The following is a 16,223-nucleotide window of genomic DNA, read 5'->3' as shown; positions in this document are numbered from 1 at the left end:
AATCGGGTTACTGATAAAAGGGGCCTGTTCATGTTCCGTGGTCTGGGAGCCTATCTGGATTCGATTCGCGCGCGGGACCCCGCGCCGCGGAGCCGCGCCGAAATTCTGCTCTATCCGGGGGTGTGGGCGGTGTTCTGGCACCGCGTCGCGCACCGGCTGTACGGGGCGGAACTGTTTTTCCTGGCGCGGTTCGTCAATCACACGTCGCGCTGGCTGACGGGGATCGACATCCACCCGGGCGCGAAGATCGGCCGCAACTTCTTCATTGATCACGGCTTCGTCGTGATCGGCGAGACCGCGGAGATCGGCGACGACGTGACCATCTATCAATGCGTGACGCTGGGGGGAACCAGCCCCGACAACGGCGTCGCGGGCAAGCGGCACCCGACATTGATGGACGGCGTGATCATCGGCTCGGGCGCGCAGGTGCTGGGTCCGATCACGGTGAGCCCGCGCGCGCGCATCGGCGCCAACGCCGTCGTCACCAAGGACGTGCCCGAAGGCGCGGTGATGGTCGGCATCCCGGCCAAGGCGACGCTGGTCGAGGCGGACAAGTGGCAGAAGGACTTCATCCCCTACGGCACGCCGTGCAGCGAGATGTTCGATCCGGCGACGCAGAAGCTGGAGATCATGCGCTGCGAGCTGGAAGGGATGCGCAAGCGGCTCGATGAACTGCTGGCGGAGCGCGACACTGCCAGCCGCACCCGGAAGCAGCGCGACCGGGCGTGACGGGGATCGTCACTCCGTTTCCGCTCAGAGCGCCGCTGCAGATCGGGTTCGAGCGCGCCGAGTTGACCCGTATTCTCGATCTTTATGGCCGGATGGTCGCTGCGGGCCATTGGCGCGACTATGCGATCCAGCTCGGCCGCGACGCCGCGATCTTCGCCGCCTTCCGTCGCTCGGCCGAACGTCCCGAGATCCGCGTCGAGAAGCGGCCCGCGCTGCGCAACCGGCAGGGCATGTGGGCGCTGGTCAACGAAGCGGGCGCAGTCCTGAAGCGCGGGCATGAGCTCGGCCCGGTGCTCGCGCCGGTCGAGCGCCGGCTGCTGAAGCTGGTGGAGGATTAGCCGTCAGGCGGTGAACCGCTTGGTGAACCCCTTTACGTTGCCCGCCTCTGCCGGCATGGCATCGACCCGCAGGACATTGGCCATCACCGGCCCTTCCCGGCAGCGGTCGACAAAGGTGTCGAGCGCCATGTCCTCGCCATCCGCCAGAATCTCGACCCGGCCGTCCTGCAGGTTGCGGACCCATCCGATCACGCCCAGCTGGCGCGCGGTGCGCACTGCCCAATCGCGATAGCCCACGCGCTGCACGCGCCCCTCGATCACCAAACGCTGCGCCGCCATATTCACTTGATCCCGCATACCCGTGCGCGAACGCCGCGCACCCGGCTGTCATAATTCAGGGACGGGGCGGCTGCGAAGGCCGCTCAGGCGCAAATGCAGGGCATTTCGGCGCGCTTTCGAGGGTGTTAGGCTGCATCCCATGAAAATCGACCTCAGCGACTATGAGCGCGGCGACAAGTTCGCCGGGGATTATGATGCGGCGCTGGCCGCGGTGCAGCGGCGGCTGGAGCATATCCAGGTCGCGCATATCGTGCACAAGAGGCCCGCGATCCTGGTGCTCGAAGGATGGGACGCAGCCGGAAAGGGCGGGATCATCAAGCGGCTGAAGGCGCAATGGGATCCGCGCTTCTTCGCCGTGATGCCGATCGGCGCACCGAGCGAGGACGAGCTGGCACATCATTTCCTGTGGCGCTTCTGGAAGCAGCTGCCCGCCAAGGGGCACATCGCGATCTTCGACCGCAGCTGGTACGGCCGCGTGCTCGTCGAGCGCGTGGAAGGCTATGCCAGCAAGGCCGAATGGAAGCGCGGCTATGACGAGATCAACGATTTCGAGGCGCAGCAGATCGAGGCCGGCGCGACCATCGTGAAGCTGTTCGTCCACATCACCAAGGAAAAGCAGGACAAGGAGCTGCTCGAGCGGCTCGACGATCCGTGGAAGCGCTGGAAGACCGGGCCGGACGATTATCGCAACCGGGCGAAACGCGCTGAGTATCTCGAAGCGATCGAGGGGATGTTCGACCGGACGAGCACCAAGGCGGCGCCGTGGACGGTGATCGATGGCAACAGCCGCAAGGCAGCGCGCATCGCTGCGCTGACGGCGATCGCCGATCAGCTTGAAGCGAAGGTGCCGATGGAGCCGCCGGCGCTCGATCCGGAATTCGAGAAGATGGCGCGCGCCGCGCTCGCAGAGAATGCCTAGCCGGAATTGTGCTCGGCGGCGCGCGCCGGCTTCACCGCGGTGTTGTTGTCGATATCCTTCTGCTTGCTCGCATCGCCTCGCGCTTCGGGGTCGCGCACGCGCTTCCGCTCGGTCTCGGTAGCAACATCGCGGGCGAGATTGCCGCCGGCGCTGCCCTGCGCTTCGGGGAAGGTGTCCTCTTCCTCGATCAGATCGGCATCGCTGGTGGCGCTATCGGTGCGGTTGATGTCCATGTTCTGTCTCCTCGGTCCTTCAATGGACCTGGAGCAGCCATGTTCCCTCAGGCCGGGGTGAACTGCCCGCTTTCGTCCATGACGTGCAGTACCCCGTCCGCGATCGCGAAATAGGCGCCGTGGATGGTGAGAAGCCCCTTCGCCTCGCGCTCGGGGATGCAGGGGAAGGTGCGCAAATTGGCGATCGAGACGCGGACGGTTTCCAGCTCCAGCGCGTGGATCGCCTCGGGCCCGTGGCCGTGCTCCTTCACGATGCGATCGCGTGCCGCGTCGAGCAGGTCGACCCAGTGCGCGATGAAGCCGCCTTCGCCCGGGCGCGCGCCTGCGAACCGGTGCGAGAAGGCGGCATGGACGCCGCCGCACGCGCCATGGCCCATCACCACGATCTCCTCGACCTCGAGCTGGGTCACCGCGAACTCCAGCGCAGCGCTGACGCCGTGGCGGCCGCCGCCCAGCTCGAACGGGGGCACGAGGTTGGCGATGTTGCGCACCACGAACACCTCGCCCGGATGCGTGCCGAAGATCGTGGCGGGGTCGACTCGGCTGTCGGAGCAGGCGATCACCATCACCTTCGGGCTCTGACCGCGACTCAGTTCCGCCCAGCGCGCATGCTCGCGCGGCCAATCCTCCGCGCGGAACCGATGATAGCCGGCGACGAGATCGGAGAAATGCCTGTGAGTCATGGCGCCCCCAATGGCGCAGGCCGTGGGGGCTGGCAAGCCGGTCAAGGGATCGCTATCTGCGCGCCATGAGCGAAATGGCCCCGATCCCCGAAGCCCGTCCTGAACGCCAGCGCAAGCCCGACTGGATCCGCGTCAAGGCGCCGACCTCGGCCGGCTTTGCGGCGACGCGCGCGCTGATGCGCGCCAAGAGTCTGACCACCGTGTGCGAGGAAGCGGCCTGCCCGAACATCGGCGAGTGCTGGAGCAAGAAGCACGCGACGGTGATGATCCTGGGCGACACGTGCACACGCGCCTGCGCCTTCTGCAACGTCAAGACCGGCATGCCGCGGATGGTCGATCCGATGGAGCCGCAGAATGTCGCGGACGCCGCGGTGCAGATGGGGCTGGAGCATATCGTCATCACCTCGGTCGACCGCGACGACTTGCCCGACGGCGGGGCGAAGCAGTTCGTCAAGGTGATCGAGGCGATCCGCAAGGCGAGCCCGACGACCACGATCGAGATCCTGACGCCGGACTTCCGCAACAAGCACGAGGCGGCGATCGAGATGATCGTCACGGCGCGGCCCGACGTGTACAACCACAATCTCGAGACGGTGCCGAGGCTGTACCCGACGATCCGCCCGGGCGCGCGCTACTATGCCTCGATCCGGCTGCTGGAGACGGTCAAGAAGCTCGATCCGTCGATCTTCACTAAGTCAGGGGTAATGCTGGGGCTGGGCGAGGAGCGGCTCGAGGTCCATCAGGTGATGGACGACATGCGCAGCGCCGACATCGATTTCCTGACGATGGGCCAGTATCTCCAGCCGACGCCGCGCCATGCCAAGGTGCAGGATTTCGTGACGCCGCAGGCGTTCGACGCCTATGCCGCGATCGCCCGGGCCAAGGGCTTCCTGCTCGTCGCCTCGTCGCCGCTGACGCGGTCGAGCTACCATGCCGGCGACGACTTCGCGAAGATGAAGGCGGCGCGCGACGCCAAGCTCGCAAAGGCGGCGGTCCCGGCCTGATGCCGCGGCACAACGAGACCCGGCGGCTGCCCTATTCGCCGGAGCAGATGTTCGACCTGGTCGCTGATGTCGGGCGCTATGGCGAATTCCTGCCCTGGGTCAGCGCAGTGCGGGTGCGGTCGAACAGCGAGACCGAGATGATCGCGGACCTGATCGTCGGCTTCAAGGGCCTGCGCGAGACGTTCAGCAGCCGGGTCGAGAAGCAGCGGCCTGGGCATATCCGGGTCGACTATCTCGAAGGGCCATTGAAGCACCTGCACAACGACTGGAAGTTCCGGCCGGACGGCGAGGGCGGGTGCCTGGTCGATTTCGAGGTGGACTTCACCTTCAAGAGCCGCGTGTTCGAGATGCTGGCGGGGCAGGTGTTCGACCGCGCGCTGCGGATGATGATCAACGCGTTCGAGGAACGCGCCGCCAAGCTCTACGGCGATTCCTCGGCGGGCGCGGCCGGCTCGCCCGGCAGCAGCAACTCGAGCGCGCACAGCGCGGCCTGAAGCCGCACGCCGCCGCGGCCGAGGTCGCCGAACTCGCGGGTATCGGCCACCACCACATCGGGATCGGCATCCTTCTCGGCGCGGGCGAAGACGACATGGCCGACCGGCTTCTTGTCGCTCCCGCCGCCGGGGCCGGCGATGCCGGTGATCGCCACCGCGACATCCGCACCGCTCTCTTCGAGCGCGCCCTGCGCCATGCTCCACGCCGTCGCGATCGACACCGCGCCGAAGGTCTCCAGCACGTCGCGACTGACCTTGAGCTCGGCCATCTTGGCCTCGTTCGAATAGGTCACGAAGCCGCCGGTCAGCACTTCGGAGGACCCCGGAATCTCAGTGATCGCGGCGCAGACCAGGCCGCCGGTGCAGCTTTCGGCCACTGCCACCGTACGGCCCGCCGCACGGTTCGCATCGACCACTTTGCGAGCGGCCTCGACAAGCTGGTTGGGAAGAATCGTATCCATCATCGCGGGCGGCCCATAGGGCATATCGGCAGCCTTGGCGCGCGCTTTTCGTCGTTCTGACTGAGTTGGAGCAATGCCGCGAAAACCGCAGCGAGGTTCCGCGGGGGCAGCGGGGCGAGATTGGCGACGATCTTGTCGAGGCCGGGGCAGTCGGCGGGCTTCACCTCCTGCGCGATCGCCGGGGCGACGATCGCGCGCACCGCAGGGATCGCAAACTGCGAATCGGCGATGAATTGTCCCTCGGGCCCGAGCAACTTGCGGATGCCGGCCTGCGCCGCGGGCATCGCTGGCGCGACCCCGGCGTTGATCCGCGCCGTGAAGGCGGCGCTGGGCTGGCGCAGAAAGCTCTGTGGCGGAAGCGTGGAGCAGACCCGGCCCATCTCGCGGATCATGTCGGGCAGCATCACCTGGAACAGCGCTTCGGCCTCATTGCCCGTCAGGCAGGGCCGGGCGGACTGGGCCGAGGCGGCCGAGGACGCGGCGAGGCCAGCCCAGAGCAAGGCCGTGGCGACGAGACGGGGGATACACATAGGGTTACTCCGGCAAACGGACCGTGGCGATGGCCTGTGCGGCCATGCCCTCGCCCCGGCCGGTGAAGCCGAGGCGTTCGGTGGTGGTCGCCTTGAGGCTGACCCCCGAGAGGGGCAGGCTCAAGAGCGCGGCGATGCTGGCACGGATCGCCTCACGATGCGGGCCGATCTTGGGCGCCTCGCAGATCAGGGTGAGGTCTATGAAGTCAATGATCCCGCCCTGCTCGCGCACTAGCTTGGCGGCGTGCTCGAGAAACTGCGCGGAGGCGGCGCCGCGCCATTTGGGGTCGCTCGGCGGGAAGTGCATGCCGATATCGCCCGCGCCGATCGTGCCGAGCAACGCATCGGTGATCGCATGGAGCGCGACATCGGCGTCGCTGTGGCCCGACAGGCCCTTGTCGTGGGGAATGCGGATGCCGCCGAGCCAGAGTTCCTGGCCTGTCTCGAAGCGATGGACGTCGAAGCCGGTGGCGCTGCGCGAGATCAGCGTGGCGGCATGGCGCGCCTCGGCGGCTGCGAAGTCCTGCGGGTGGGTGATCTTCTCGAGCATGGGGTCTCCGGGGACCAGCAGGACATCCTGGCCCATGCGGCGGAGCATCTGGGCGTCGTCGGTGGCTTCCTCGTCCGCGGGCCAGGCGCGATGGGCGGCGAGGATGGCGTCGAAGTGGAAAGCCTGGGGCGTCTGGATGCGGTTGAGGTTGGCGCGGGCGACGTTATCGCCAAGGAATTCCGTGCCCTTCGCCAGCGTGTCGGCGACCGGGAGGGCTGGGATTGCGCCGGGGGCCTGGTCCAACGCTTCCAGCAACGCGTCGATCACCGCCGCGGGGACAAAGGGGCGGGCGGCGTCATGGATCAGGACGCGGGTGACGCCCTTTCCTTCGAGCGCCTCGAGTCCGGCGCGGACGGAGTCGCGGCGTTCAGCACCCCCGGTCACCAGATTCACGAAGTTGACGGAATCGCCGAGTTTCTCGCGAGCCTGGTCCTGCTGGCCTTCGCCGATGACGAGAGTGATTTCGGTAACGGCAGGGTGAGAGGACAGCGCGCTAAAGCTATGCGAGAGCATAGGTTTTCCGCAAAGCTGGGCGAACTGCTTGGCGACCGTTCCGCCTGCGCGGACGCCATTTCCGGCGGCGACAATGAGAGCGGCGGTTGTCATCGGGCGACGACCACGCGACGGCGACGCGACACCGAGGCGACACATTCGAACGGATGGGCGACCGTTGCGCGACAGTGACGCGCCAGTGACGCACCGGTTTCGCGTGACGAGGCGGCAACCGCGCGCCGGCAGCGCACCGCACGCGCGACGGGGCGCGAAAGATAGGGAGGGAGAAGCCGGGATTGCATCCGGTCTGCCTAGCGCTGTGGGTGCGTGTAGGAAAGTTGTTAGAGCCTTGCGCAGCTTGCGCACCGGGTTAGCTTGGACTGCAACGCACGCGGCATGTTGAAGGCGGATATGGCGCAAATCAATGAACCCGGATCAGGCGATCGCAACGGACCGGCGCCACGATGACGGTCGCCGATTCCGCCACCAGCCGCGTCCGCGACAAGGTGCTGGATGGCGTCGACCTGGCGGCGACGTTCGTGCTGGCGACGGAATGCGCGCTGACGGGGGTTCAGGCGGACTTCGACCTGTTCGGCATCCTCGTGCTGGCGTTCGTCGGATCGGTCGGCGGGGCGGTCATCCGCGATCTCCTGCTCGGCGAGCATCCGCCCGCTCCCTTCCGTGACTGGCGCTATGCGGCATTGGCGGTGGCGGCGACGCTGGGCGTTATCGCCGCCTCGTTGATCCTGGGGCCGGTGGGCAGCTTCACGCCGCCGCTCGCGGTCGATGTCTTCGAGGCGGTCGGCCTGGCCCTTGCCGCGACTGCGGGCGCGCGCAAGTCGCTCGACTACAAGCTCAATGGCGCCGCCGTGGTGGTCATCGCCACCGTCAATGGATGCGGCGGCGGCATGCTCCGCGACGTGCTCACGGCTCGCGTCCCTTCGGTCCTGCACGAGAATTTCTATGCCACCGCCGCGGTGGCCGGGGCGATAATGCTCGTCCTGATGGTCAAGCGGTTCGGGATTCGCCAGGACATCGCCGAGCCGATCGCCGGCATCACGATCTTCGCGCTGCGCACCGCTGCGCTGATCGGCGAGTGGCGGCTGCCGCATCTGCGCTAGGGCATTCCGGCCGCTTGCATCTCCCTTGTTGCACCTGTAGAGGCCGCTGCCTATTTTTCAGGCACTGATGACGATGTTGAAGCCCATCCAGATCGGCCCGGTGACGGTCGAGACGCCGGTGCTGCTCGCGCCGATGACGGGGGTCACCGACCTGCCGTTCCGCCGGCTCGTGCGCCGTTACGGCTCGGGGCTCAACGTCACCGAGATGATCGCGAGCCAGGCGGCGATCCGCGAGACGCGCCAATCGATCCAGAAGGCGGCATGGGACCCGATCGAGGAGCCGGTGTCGATGCAACTCGTGGGCTGCACGCCCTATGAGATGGGCGAGGCGGCCAAGCTCAACGAGGATCGCGGGGCGGCGATCATCGACATCAACATGGGCTGCCCGGTGCGCAAGGTGACCAATGGCGACGCCGGATCGGCGCTGATGCGCGTGCCCGAGCTGGCCGCGCAGCTGATCGAGGCGTGCGTCAAGGCGGTCAAGGTGCCGGTGACGGTCAAGATGCGCATGGGCTGGTGCCATGACAGCCTGAATGCGCCCGAGCTGGCGCGTATCGCCGAGGATATCGGGGCGAAGATGATCACGGTCCATGGCCGCACGCGCAACCAGATGTACAAGGGCAGCGCCGACTGGGCGTTCGTCCGCAAGGTCAAGGACGCGGTGTCGATCCCGGTGATCGTCAATGGCGACATCTGCTCGCCCGACGATGCGCGCATGGCACTGGAGCAATCCGGCGCGGACGGGGTGATGATCGGGCGCGGCGCCTATGGCAAGCCGTGGCTGCTGCGGCAGGTGATGGATGCGCTGAGCGGAAAGGGCGAGCGGCCCGACCCGGGCATCGACGAGCAATATGCCCTGATTGCAGAGCATTACGCGATGATGCTCGACCATTATGGCGAGATGACCGGCGTCAACCTGATGCGCAAGCATATCGGCTGGTACACCAAGGGGCTGCCCGGATCGGCCGAGTTCCGCAACAAGGTGAATCAGGAGCCGAAGGCGGCGACGGTGCTGGCGATGCTCGACGACTTCTACGCGCCGTTTCGCGAACAATGGCCATCGCGCGAAGCGGCCTGAGGCCGCCGCCGCAGCCCGGCGAGCCCGACCTGACCGAGATCTTCGGCGGCCTTCCGGTGGCGGCGCTGGTGCTCGACCCGCAGGACCGGGTGGTGCGCGCCAACATGGCGTGCGAGCATCTGCTCAACCATAGCGAGAAGGCGATGCTGGGGCAGCGGCTCGACCGGATCGTGACGCCGCCTGAGGGCTATGCCGGCCGGCGCGACGGGCATGGCTTCGCCGCGTTCGATGTGGAGATCGAGCCAACGCGCAGCCCGCGCACGCGCGTCGACTTCATCGAGCAGCCGATCACCGAGCATCCCGGCTGGCGGATCGTGACGCTGCATCAGGCGCCGACATCACGCCGGTTGTCGGTCGGGGCAGACCGCAGCGCGGGCGCGCGGGCGGCGATCGGTGCGGCGGCGATGCTGGCGCACGAGATCAAGAACCCGCTGTCGGGCATCCGCGGGGCGGCGCAGTTGCTCGCGGACGATGACGGGGTCAATGATGGGGAGAGCCGGGCCGAGCTCACCCAGTTGATCACCACCGAGGTCGACCGCATTGCGGCGCTGATCGACCGGATGCAGGACTTCACCGACACCCGTCCACCCAAGCTGGCGCCGCACAACATCTATCCGCTGCTCGACCATGCGCGGCGCGTGGCGCTGGCGGGGTTCGCGCGCGGGATCACGATCGAGGAGCGGTTCGACCCCTCGCTGCCGCCGGTGATGATGGACAAGGACGCGTTCCAGCAGGTGGCGATGAACCTGCTCAAGAACGCTGCCGAGGCGCTAAAGGACACGCCCGATCCGAAGATCGTGCTGGTGACGCAGTATCGCCATGGCGTCGCGATGCGGCCGGGGCCGGATCAGCCGCGGCGGTGGTTGCCGATCGAATTCTCGGTGAGCGACAACGGGCCGGGTGCGCCGGCGGACATCGCGAGCCATCTGTTCGAGCCGTTCGTGTCGGGCAAGCCCGAGGGCAAGGGGCTGGGGCTGCCGCTGGTCGAGAAGCTGGTCCGCGACATGGGCGGGGTGGTCGAATATGCGCGGGCGGGGGATCCGGAGATGACGGTGTTCCGCGTCAATTTGCCGAGGGCCGACGGGTGATGGTCGGGGACCGACGGGCCATTCTATCCTCCCCCGCCAGGGGGAGGATCGGGAGATTCCAATGACCGTCACCGGATCGATCCTGATCTGCGACGATGACGCCGCGATCCGCACCGTGGTGACGCAGGCGCTGCGCCGCGCGGGGCATCGCGTGACCGCGGCGGCGTCGCTCGGCGAGCTCAAGCGCGAGATGCGCAGCGCGATTCCCGACGTGGTGGTGACCGACGTGGTGCTGCCCGACGGCAACGGGCTCGATTTCGTCGCGACGCTGACCGGGGAATATCCCGACCTGCCGGTCATCGTTCTCTCGGCGCAGAACACGCTGGCGACCGCGGTGCGCGCGACCGAGGCGGGGGCGTTCGACTATCTGCCCAAGCCCTTCGATCTCGATGCGCTGACGACGACGGTGGCGAGCGCGCTGGCGCGTGGGCGGCGGCTGGTCGACGATGTCGCGGCGAGCGAGGACCATAGCGTCGCGCTGATCGGCCGATCGCCGGCGATGCAGGAAGTGTATCGCGTGATCGCGCGGGTCGTCTCGAACGAGCTCACCGTGCTGATCACCGGCGAGAGCGGGACGGGCAAGGAGCTGGTCGCGCAGGCGATCCACGACCTGGGTCCGCGGCGGCGGGCGCCGTTCGTCGCACTCAACATGGCGGCGATCCCGCGCGAGCTGATCGAGGCCGAGCTGTTCGGGCACGAGAAGGGCGCCTTCACCGGCGCGGCGGCGCGAGTGGCGGGCAAGTTCGAGCAGGCGTCGGGCGGCACGCTGTTCCTCGATGAGATCGGCGACATGCCGATGGAGGCCCAGACGCGGCTGCTGCGCGTGCTGCAATCGGGCGAGTTCACCACGGTGGGCGGCGCGCGCGCGATCCGCGCGGACGTGCGCATCGTCGCGGCGACCAACAAAGATCTGATGGGCCAGGTGGTGGCGGGGCAATTCCGCGAGGACCTGTTCTACCGGCTCAACGTGGTGCCGGTGGCGCTGCCCGCCCTTCGCGAGCGACGGCAGGACATCAAGCTGCTGGCACGGCATTTCCTCGACCGCGCGGTGGAGGACGGGCTGCCGCGCAAGGCGATCGGCGACGACGCGATCGCGACGCTCGAGGCGCATGACTGGCCGGGCAATGTGCGCGAGCTGGAGAACCTCATGCGGCGCATGGCCGCGCTGCACCGCGACGAGTGGATCGACGCGGCGGCGGTGCGGACGATGCTGGGGGAGGGGGCGAGCCTGCTCCCGGCAGCGCGTGACGAGGGGATCGAGGCGGCGGTGCTCGCCCGGCTCCAGCGGATTGCGGTCGAGGAACCCAAGGTGCTGGAGGACGGCACGCTCTATGATCGAATCATCGGCGAGGTCGAGCGCCCGCTGATCGAGGCGATGCTGGCACGCCACGGCCAGAACCAGCTGCGCGCGGCGCGGGCGCTGGGGATCAACCGCAACACGCTGCGCAAGCGGCTCGACACGCTGGGGATCGATGTCGGCGGCGCGCGGCAGGATGATCCGAGACCTTGAAACCCTCTGACGGACAGAGCATGCTGCGTATCTCATCAGTGGAGCAGACAATGTCCCGTAAATTATTGCTAGGCGCCTTTGTGCTGCTTATCGCCAACGTCGCTCATGCTCAAAATGCCGATCTTCCGCCGCCTTTCAGCGCTAATGGCGCTCGAGCTGTAAGCATCACTGGCAACAGCGACGGGAGTGCGACAGTGAGATATGCGGACGGCTCCCAATTCACCGCTATTCGAATGACGGCGGTCGATATCGCTGCGTTCCGAAACATCATCAAGACGATGGCGCAAAAGCCACAATGATCGCTATTCCTGCGGTCGGTGAGCACGGCGCAAGAGGGCCTTGCGGCGGGTGAGCGGGGCGGTGCGCCATAAACATTCACTGAATTCGTGTGTTCCAATCGCAACGGCGCTGTTGTAGCCATGCAACGATGACCGCCGTCGCCGAGCCGATTGCAGAGACTTTACCGACCGCGCGGCGCTTTTCGGTCACGCCCATCCTCGAGCTGATCGTGTTCGGGATCGCCGTCGGCATGATGCTGACCACCTATCTGGTGATCAGCGGCAATACCGGCTCGCAACGCCTGCTGACCCCGCCGCTGGTCGCGCTGTTGCTGGTGGCGAACCTTGTTCCGCTGGTCGCGCTGATCGTGCTGATCGGCCGCCGTATCGCGATGCGGCGCGCGGCGCGATCGCCGCTGGGCGGGCGTGCGCGGCTGCATGTGCGGCTGGTGGCGATCTTTTCGATCCTGGCGAGCGTGCCGACGATCTTCGTTTCGATCGTGGCTTCGCTGCTGTTCCAATATGGCGTCGAGTTCTGGTATTCGGACCGCGCGCGGTCGATGCTGGAAAATGCTTCGGCGGTTGCGCAAGGCAGTATCGACGACCTTAAATATCGCGTTCAAAGCAATACTGAAAAGATGGCAATGGATCTCGCCAATGCACTTGCAGAAGTGCCGGTAGATGACCCACGGTTTGTACGGTATTTCGCTGACCAGACTCAGCTGCGTGAGCTGTCCGAATCGGCGATCGTGCGGCAAATGCCGTCAGGCGAATTCCAGACTCTGATCATCCTTAACCCGTATGAAGCGCTCATCGAGCAGCAGATCAGCGGTGATGCGCTGCGCAAGATCAAGGCTGGAGAGAAGGGAGCCGTAGTCGAGGCCGCGGGCGATCGAGTGCGCGCATTGATCGGTTTTCCACAAGCGCCCGACACCTATCTCTATGTCGCGCGTGTGGATCGGGTACTGCTCGGCCGCAAGAACCGGGCAGAGGCGGTGGTGCGAGACTTCACCTCGCTAACGGAGCGGTCGCGATCGCTACAGCTTCAGTTCAATATTGCCCTGCTGGTGTTGTCGCTGTTGATCGTGGGCCTCGCGGTGTGGGTTGCCCTCCAGATCGCCGATCGGCTTGTACGGCCGGTGGGCGACCTCGTGAAGGCGGCGCGGGACGTCGCCGAGGGCGATCTTACCACTCGCGTTCCGACATCTAAGGCACAAGACGAAATCGGCATCCTCGGCACCGCATTCAACCGGATGACCGATCGGCTGCAGGAACAGACCAATGCGCTGGTCGCTGCCAATGCCGAGTCCGAAAGCCGCCGCGCGCTGATCGAGGCCGTGATGTCAGGGGTCACGGCGGGCGTGGTATCGATCGACGCGGGCCGGCGCATTCGCCTGATCAACAGTTCGGCGATGGCGCTGCTCAATCCGGGTGAGGCGCCGGTTGGGCGGCTGCTGGCCGAGATCGCACCCGAGCTCGACCGCCTGCTGGAGGGCGAAGCGCGCGAGGACATCGTCCAGCTCGCCACTGGCGGCGAGGCGCGGACGCTGGCGGTCAAGATCACCCGCGACGAGGGCGGGCAGGTGCTGACCTTTGACGACATCACTCAGCAGCTGCTCGACCAGCGCCGCGCTGCCTGGTCCGACGTGGCGCGCCGCATCGCGCATGAGATCAAGAACCCGCTCACCCCGATCCAGCTGGCGGCCGAGCGGCTCCAGCGGCGCTATGGCAAGCAGGTCGATGCCGAGGACGGGACCTTTGCCAAGCTGACCGACACGATCGTGCGGCAGGTGGGCGACCTGCGCCGGATGGTCGATGAATTCTCGTCCTTCGCGCGGATGCCCAAGCCGATCTTCCGCGAGGAATCGCTGCTCGACATCGCACGGCAGACGATGTTCCTGCACGAGGTGGCGAAGCCCGAGATCCGCTTCACCATGACTCACCCCGATCCGGTGCCGCCGCTGGTGTGTGATCGCCGCCAGCTGGGGCAGGCGCTGACCAACCTGGTCAAGAACGCAACCGAGGCGGTCGAGGCCCGCGAGGACGGCGTGCCCGGCGAGGTGGCGATGGCGATCCGGACCGGCGAGCCGGGTCAACTGCTGATCGATGTGGACGACAACGGCATCGGCCTGCCTGCGGAGCGCGAGCGCATTGTCGAGCCCTATATGACGACGCGCAGCCGCGGCACCGGCCTTGGCCTCGCGATCGTCAAGAAGATCGTCGAGGAGCATTTCGGGACGATGAGCTTTGCCGACCGCCCGGGCGGCGGCACACGCGTCACGCTGTGCTTCGACACCGCAACGCTGGAGCGCATGGCCGGCACCGGCGGGGAGAATGGCGGCGACGAACCCGGCGGCGCGGTGCCCGCCGGTCTCACAAGAAGCAAGAACGGGTAAGGCGTATGAGCTTGGACATTCTGGTCGTCGATGACGAGCGCGACATTCGCGAGCTGGTCGCGGGCGTGCTTGAGGACGAGGGCTATGAGACGCGCGGCGCCGCCGACAGTGATTCGGCGCTCGAGGCGATCGCAGAGCGGCGGCCGAGCCTGGTGCTGCTCGACGTGTGGCTGCAGGGCTCGCGGCTCGACGGGCTGGAGCTGCTCGACGAGATCAAGCGGCGCGATTCCTCGATCCCCGTGCTGGTGATCTCGGGCCATGGCAATCTCGACACCGCGGTGGCGGCGATCCGGCGCGGGGCGAGCGATTTCATTGAGAAGCCGTTCGAGGCCGAGCGGCTGCTGCTACTGGTCGAGCGCGCGACCGAAACCGAACGGCTGCGGCGCGAGGTGGCGTCGCTGCGCGCGAGCGTGGGGCGCGAGACCGACCTGACCGGCACCTCCGGATCGATCAACGGCGTGCGCGCGACGCTGAAGCGCGTGGCCGCGACCGGCAGCCGGGTGATGATCACCGGTGGCCCGGGCACGGGCAAGGAGGTGGCCGCGCGCCTGCTGCACGAGTGGAGCAATCGCGCCGCCGGCCCGTTCGTGATCGTGAGCGCCGCGCGGATGACGCCCGAGCGCGTTGAGGAGGAGCTTTTCGGCGTCGAGGACGGCGACCTGGTCCATCCCGGGCTGCTCGAGCAGGCCCATGGCGGCACGCTGTTCCTGGACGAGATCGCCGATATGCCGATGGCGACGCAGGGTCGCATCCTGCGCGTGCTGACCGAGCAGAAATTCAACCGCGTCGGCGGACAGCGGCAGGTGAAGGTGGACGTCCGCGTCGTCTCCGCCACCGCGCGCGACCTGATGGCCGAGATCGCCGAGGGACGCTTCCGCGAGGACCTGTTCTACCGGCTCAACGTCGTGCCCGTGGCGATCCCGCCGCTGACCGAGCGACGCGAGGACATTCCGTCGCTGGTCGACCATTTCGTGGCGCATTATGCGGCCGAGCGCCGCGTGCCGACGCCGGAAGTGGCGGCGGACGCGATGGTCGCGCTGCAGAGCTATGAATGGCCGGGCAATGTCCGCCAGTTGCGCAATGTGGTCGAGGCGACGGTGATCCTCGCGCCGGGCGACCGGATCGGGCGGATCGACATCGACCTGCTGCCCACCGAAGTACTTGGCCGCCGCAACGGGGAAAGCGACGGCGCCGGCGCCACCGCGATGATGGGCGCACCGCTCAAGGAGGCACGCGAAACGTTCGAGCGCGAATATCTGCGCATCCAGATCCGGCGCTTCTCGGGCAACATCTCGCGCACCGCGCACTTCATCGGGATGGAGCGATCGGCGCTGCACCGGAAGCTGAAGCTGCTGGGCATCCACGAAGAGCGCGAGGAATAGGCGTGCGCCGGGTCCCCCGAAAAGTAGCATGAATGCACGGGGAGGGCCTATGGACCTTCCCCCGGCGACCGCCTACATTGCCGCCACGCGCCGCGGGTGGCGCGTCTCCGACGCCGGGAAACGGCGCTCTCGCGGGAAAAATCCTGCCAAGAACAGTGGAAGCCGCAAATATGGCCGACAAGCAGACCTCGCTCCAGGACCTGTTCCTGAACGCACTCCGCAAATCCAAGACCCCCGTCACGATGTTCCTGGTCAAGGGCGTGAAGCTCCAGGGGATCGTCACCTGGTTCGACAATTTCTCCGTGCTGCTGCGCCGCGACGGCCAGTCGCAGCTCATCTACAAGCATGCGATCTCGACGATCATGCCCTCAGGCGCGGTCGATGTCGCGTCGATCGTCGACGCGGTGCCTGAGAACGCCTCCAAGAACCCGGTCCTGCAGGAGATTTTCCTGAACGCGGTCAAGCGCCAGCAGGAAAGCGTCACGATGTTCCTGGTCAATGGCGTGATGCTGCAGGGCGGGATCGCGGCGTTCGACCTGTTCTGCATGCTGCTCCAGCGCGACGGGGTCTATCAGCTGGTCTACAAGCACGCGGTATCGACCATTCAGCCCGCGCATCCGCTGAACCTGGCCGATGACGGCGAGGAAGGCTGAGAGGC

19 protein-coding genes are annotated in these 16,223 nt (G+C 66.9%); 13 read left to right on the top strand and 6 right to left on the bottom strand.

The genetic code is table 11. The features are described 5' to 3' along the window. The first annotated feature begins 30 nt into the window (after window positions 1-30). Together epsC and VGD28_RS03480 are read left to right on the top strand one after the other, a co-directional pair. On the top strand, window positions 31-729 hold the full coding sequence (epsC, locus tag VGD28_RS03485; RefSeq protein ID WP_331026937.1) for a serine O-acetyltransferase EpsC: 699 nt from the start codon (window positions 31-33) through the stop codon (window positions 727-729). Next, on the top strand, window positions 726-1,067 hold the full coding sequence (locus VGD28_RS03480; RefSeq protein WP_331026936.1) for a DUF2794 domain-containing protein: 342 nt from the start codon (window positions 726-728) through the stop codon (window positions 1,065-1,067). Before epsC ends, VGD28_RS03480 begins: the two co-directional genes overlap by 4 nt. Window positions 1,068-1,070: 3 nt before the next feature. Here VGD28_RS03480 and VGD28_RS03475 read toward each other — a convergent pair whose 3' ends face one another. Further along, a complete protein-coding gene (locus VGD28_RS03475) occupies window positions 1,071-1,346 on the bottom strand; it encodes an acylphosphatase (RefSeq protein ID WP_331026935.1) in 276 nt (91 codons plus the stop codon). A 139-nt stretch (window positions 1,347-1,485) separates the two neighbouring features. Here VGD28_RS03475 and VGD28_RS03470 point away from each other — a divergent pair, with 139 nt between their 5' ends. Next, a complete protein-coding gene (locus VGD28_RS03470) occupies window positions 1,486-2,265 on the top strand; it encodes a polyphosphate kinase (RefSeq protein WP_331026934.1) in 780 nt (259 codons plus the stop codon). Here VGD28_RS03470 and VGD28_RS03465 read toward each other — a convergent pair. Both VGD28_RS03465 and VGD28_RS03460 read right to left on the bottom strand, forming a co-directional pair. Then, the gene (locus VGD28_RS03465; protein ID WP_331026933.1) at window positions 2,262-2,498 is read right to left on the bottom strand and encodes a hypothetical protein; all 237 of its coding nucleotides are present in this window, start codon (window positions 2,496-2,498) and stop codon (window positions 2,262-2,264) included. The genes VGD28_RS03470 and VGD28_RS03465 overlap by 4 nt on opposite strands. Before the next feature lie 47 nt (window positions 2,499-2,545). After that, the gene (locus VGD28_RS03460) at window positions 2,546-3,181 is read right to left on the bottom strand and encodes a carbonic anhydrase (RefSeq protein ID WP_331026932.1); all 636 of its coding nucleotides are present in this window, start codon (window positions 3,179-3,181) and stop codon (window positions 2,546-2,548) included. A 65-nt stretch (window positions 3,182-3,246) separates the two neighbouring features. Here VGD28_RS03460 and lipA point away from each other — a divergent pair, with 65 nt between their 5' ends. Both lipA and VGD28_RS03450 read left to right on the top strand, forming a co-directional pair. After that, the gene (gene lipA / locus VGD28_RS03455) at window positions 3,247-4,185 is read left to right on the top strand and encodes a lipoyl synthase (RefSeq protein WP_331026931.1); all 939 of its coding nucleotides are present in this window, start codon (window positions 3,247-3,249) and stop codon (window positions 4,183-4,185) included. After that, the gene (locus VGD28_RS03450) at window positions 4,185-4,679 is read left to right on the top strand and encodes a type II toxin-antitoxin system RatA family toxin (protein WP_331026930.1); all 495 of its coding nucleotides are present in this window, start codon (window positions 4,185-4,187) and stop codon (window positions 4,677-4,679) included. The genes lipA and VGD28_RS03450 overlap by 1 nt, the downstream gene beginning before the upstream one ends. Here VGD28_RS03450 and VGD28_RS03445 read toward each other — a convergent pair. Genes VGD28_RS03445 through VGD28_RS03435 form a run of 3 tightly spaced genes read right to left on the bottom strand, consistent with a single transcriptional unit; the run spans window position 4,607 to window position 6,826 of the window. After that, a complete protein-coding gene (locus VGD28_RS03445) occupies window positions 4,607-5,143 on the bottom strand; it encodes a CinA family protein (RefSeq protein ID WP_331026929.1) in 537 nt (178 codons plus the stop codon). The genes VGD28_RS03450 and VGD28_RS03445 overlap by 73 nt on opposite strands. Next, window positions 5,140-5,670 carry a hypothetical protein gene (locus VGD28_RS03440; RefSeq protein WP_331026928.1) on the bottom strand — a complete coding sequence of 177 codons (531 nt, stop codon included), beginning with the start codon at window positions 5,668-5,670 and terminating at the stop codon, window positions 5,140-5,142. The genes VGD28_RS03445 and VGD28_RS03440 overlap by 4 nt, the downstream gene beginning before the upstream one ends. A 4-nt stretch (window positions 5,671-5,674) precedes the next feature. Further along, window positions 5,675-6,826: a bifunctional 2-C-methyl-D-erythritol 4-phosphate cytidylyltransferase/2-C-methyl-D-erythritol 2,4-cyclodiphosphate synthase gene (locus tag VGD28_RS03435; RefSeq protein WP_331026927.1), complete on the bottom strand. Its 1,152-nt coding sequence runs from the start codon at window positions 6,824-6,826 to the stop codon at window positions 5,675-5,677. Window positions 6,827-7,176: 350 nt separating this feature from the next. Between VGD28_RS03435 and VGD28_RS03430 the strand changes: the two genes are divergently transcribed. The 8 genes from VGD28_RS03430 to hfq all read left to right on the top strand — a co-directional run bounded on the left by VGD28_RS03430 (window position 7,177) and on the right by hfq (window position 16,218). After that, window positions 7,177-7,833 (top strand): trimeric intracellular cation channel family protein, encoded by a 657-nt coding sequence (locus tag VGD28_RS03430; protein ID WP_331026926.1) that lies wholly within the window; start codon window positions 7,177-7,179, stop codon window positions 7,831-7,833. 67 nt (window positions 7,834-7,900) lie between these two features. Beyond that, complete coding sequence (dusB, locus tag VGD28_RS03425) at window positions 7,901-8,911, top strand: tRNA dihydrouridine synthase DusB (RefSeq protein WP_331026925.1); 1,011 nt, start codon at window positions 7,901-7,903, stop codon at window positions 8,909-8,911. Continuing rightward, window positions 8,887-9,999 (top strand): two-component system sensor histidine kinase NtrB, encoded by a 1,113-nt coding sequence (locus VGD28_RS03420; protein ID WP_331026924.1) that lies wholly within the window; start codon window positions 8,887-8,889, stop codon window positions 9,997-9,999. The genes dusB and VGD28_RS03420 overlap by 25 nt, the downstream gene beginning before the upstream one ends. Before the next feature lie 61 nt (window positions 10,000-10,060). Further along, on the top strand, window positions 10,061-11,509 hold the full coding sequence (ntrC, locus tag VGD28_RS03415) for a nitrogen regulation protein NR(I) (protein WP_331026923.1): 1,449 nt from the start codon (window positions 10,061-10,063) through the stop codon (window positions 11,507-11,509). Window positions 11,510-11,529: 20 nt separating this feature from the next. After that, the gene (locus VGD28_RS03410; protein WP_331026922.1) at window positions 11,530-11,808 is read left to right on the top strand and encodes a hypothetical protein; all 279 of its coding nucleotides are present in this window, start codon (window positions 11,530-11,532) and stop codon (window positions 11,806-11,808) included. A 128-nt stretch (window positions 11,809-11,936) separates the two neighbouring features. Beyond that, complete coding sequence (locus VGD28_RS03405) at window positions 11,937-14,183, top strand: sensor histidine kinase (protein ID WP_331026921.1); 2,247 nt, start codon at window positions 11,937-11,939, stop codon at window positions 14,181-14,183. Between the two features lie 5 nt (window positions 14,184-14,188). Beyond that, window positions 14,189-15,565, top strand: a complete 1,377-nt coding sequence (locus VGD28_RS03400) for a sigma-54 dependent transcriptional regulator (RefSeq protein WP_331026920.1) — start codon at window positions 14,189-14,191, stop codon at window positions 15,563-15,565. Between the two features lie 143 nt (window positions 15,566-15,708). Further along, window positions 15,709-16,218 carry an RNA chaperone Hfq gene (gene hfq / locus VGD28_RS03395; protein ID WP_414714461.1) on the top strand — a complete coding sequence of 170 codons (510 nt, stop codon included), beginning with the start codon at window positions 15,709-15,711 and terminating at the stop codon, window positions 16,216-16,218. The last annotated feature ends 5 nt before the right edge of the window (window positions 16,219-16,223 follow it).

Origin of the sequence: Sphingomonas sp., from assembly GCF_036402235.1 — a bacterium.
GTDB lineage: Bacteria > Pseudomonadota > Alphaproteobacteria > Sphingomonadales > Sphingomonadaceae > Sphingomonas.
This window is presented reverse-complemented; position numbering and strand designations above follow the sequence as displayed.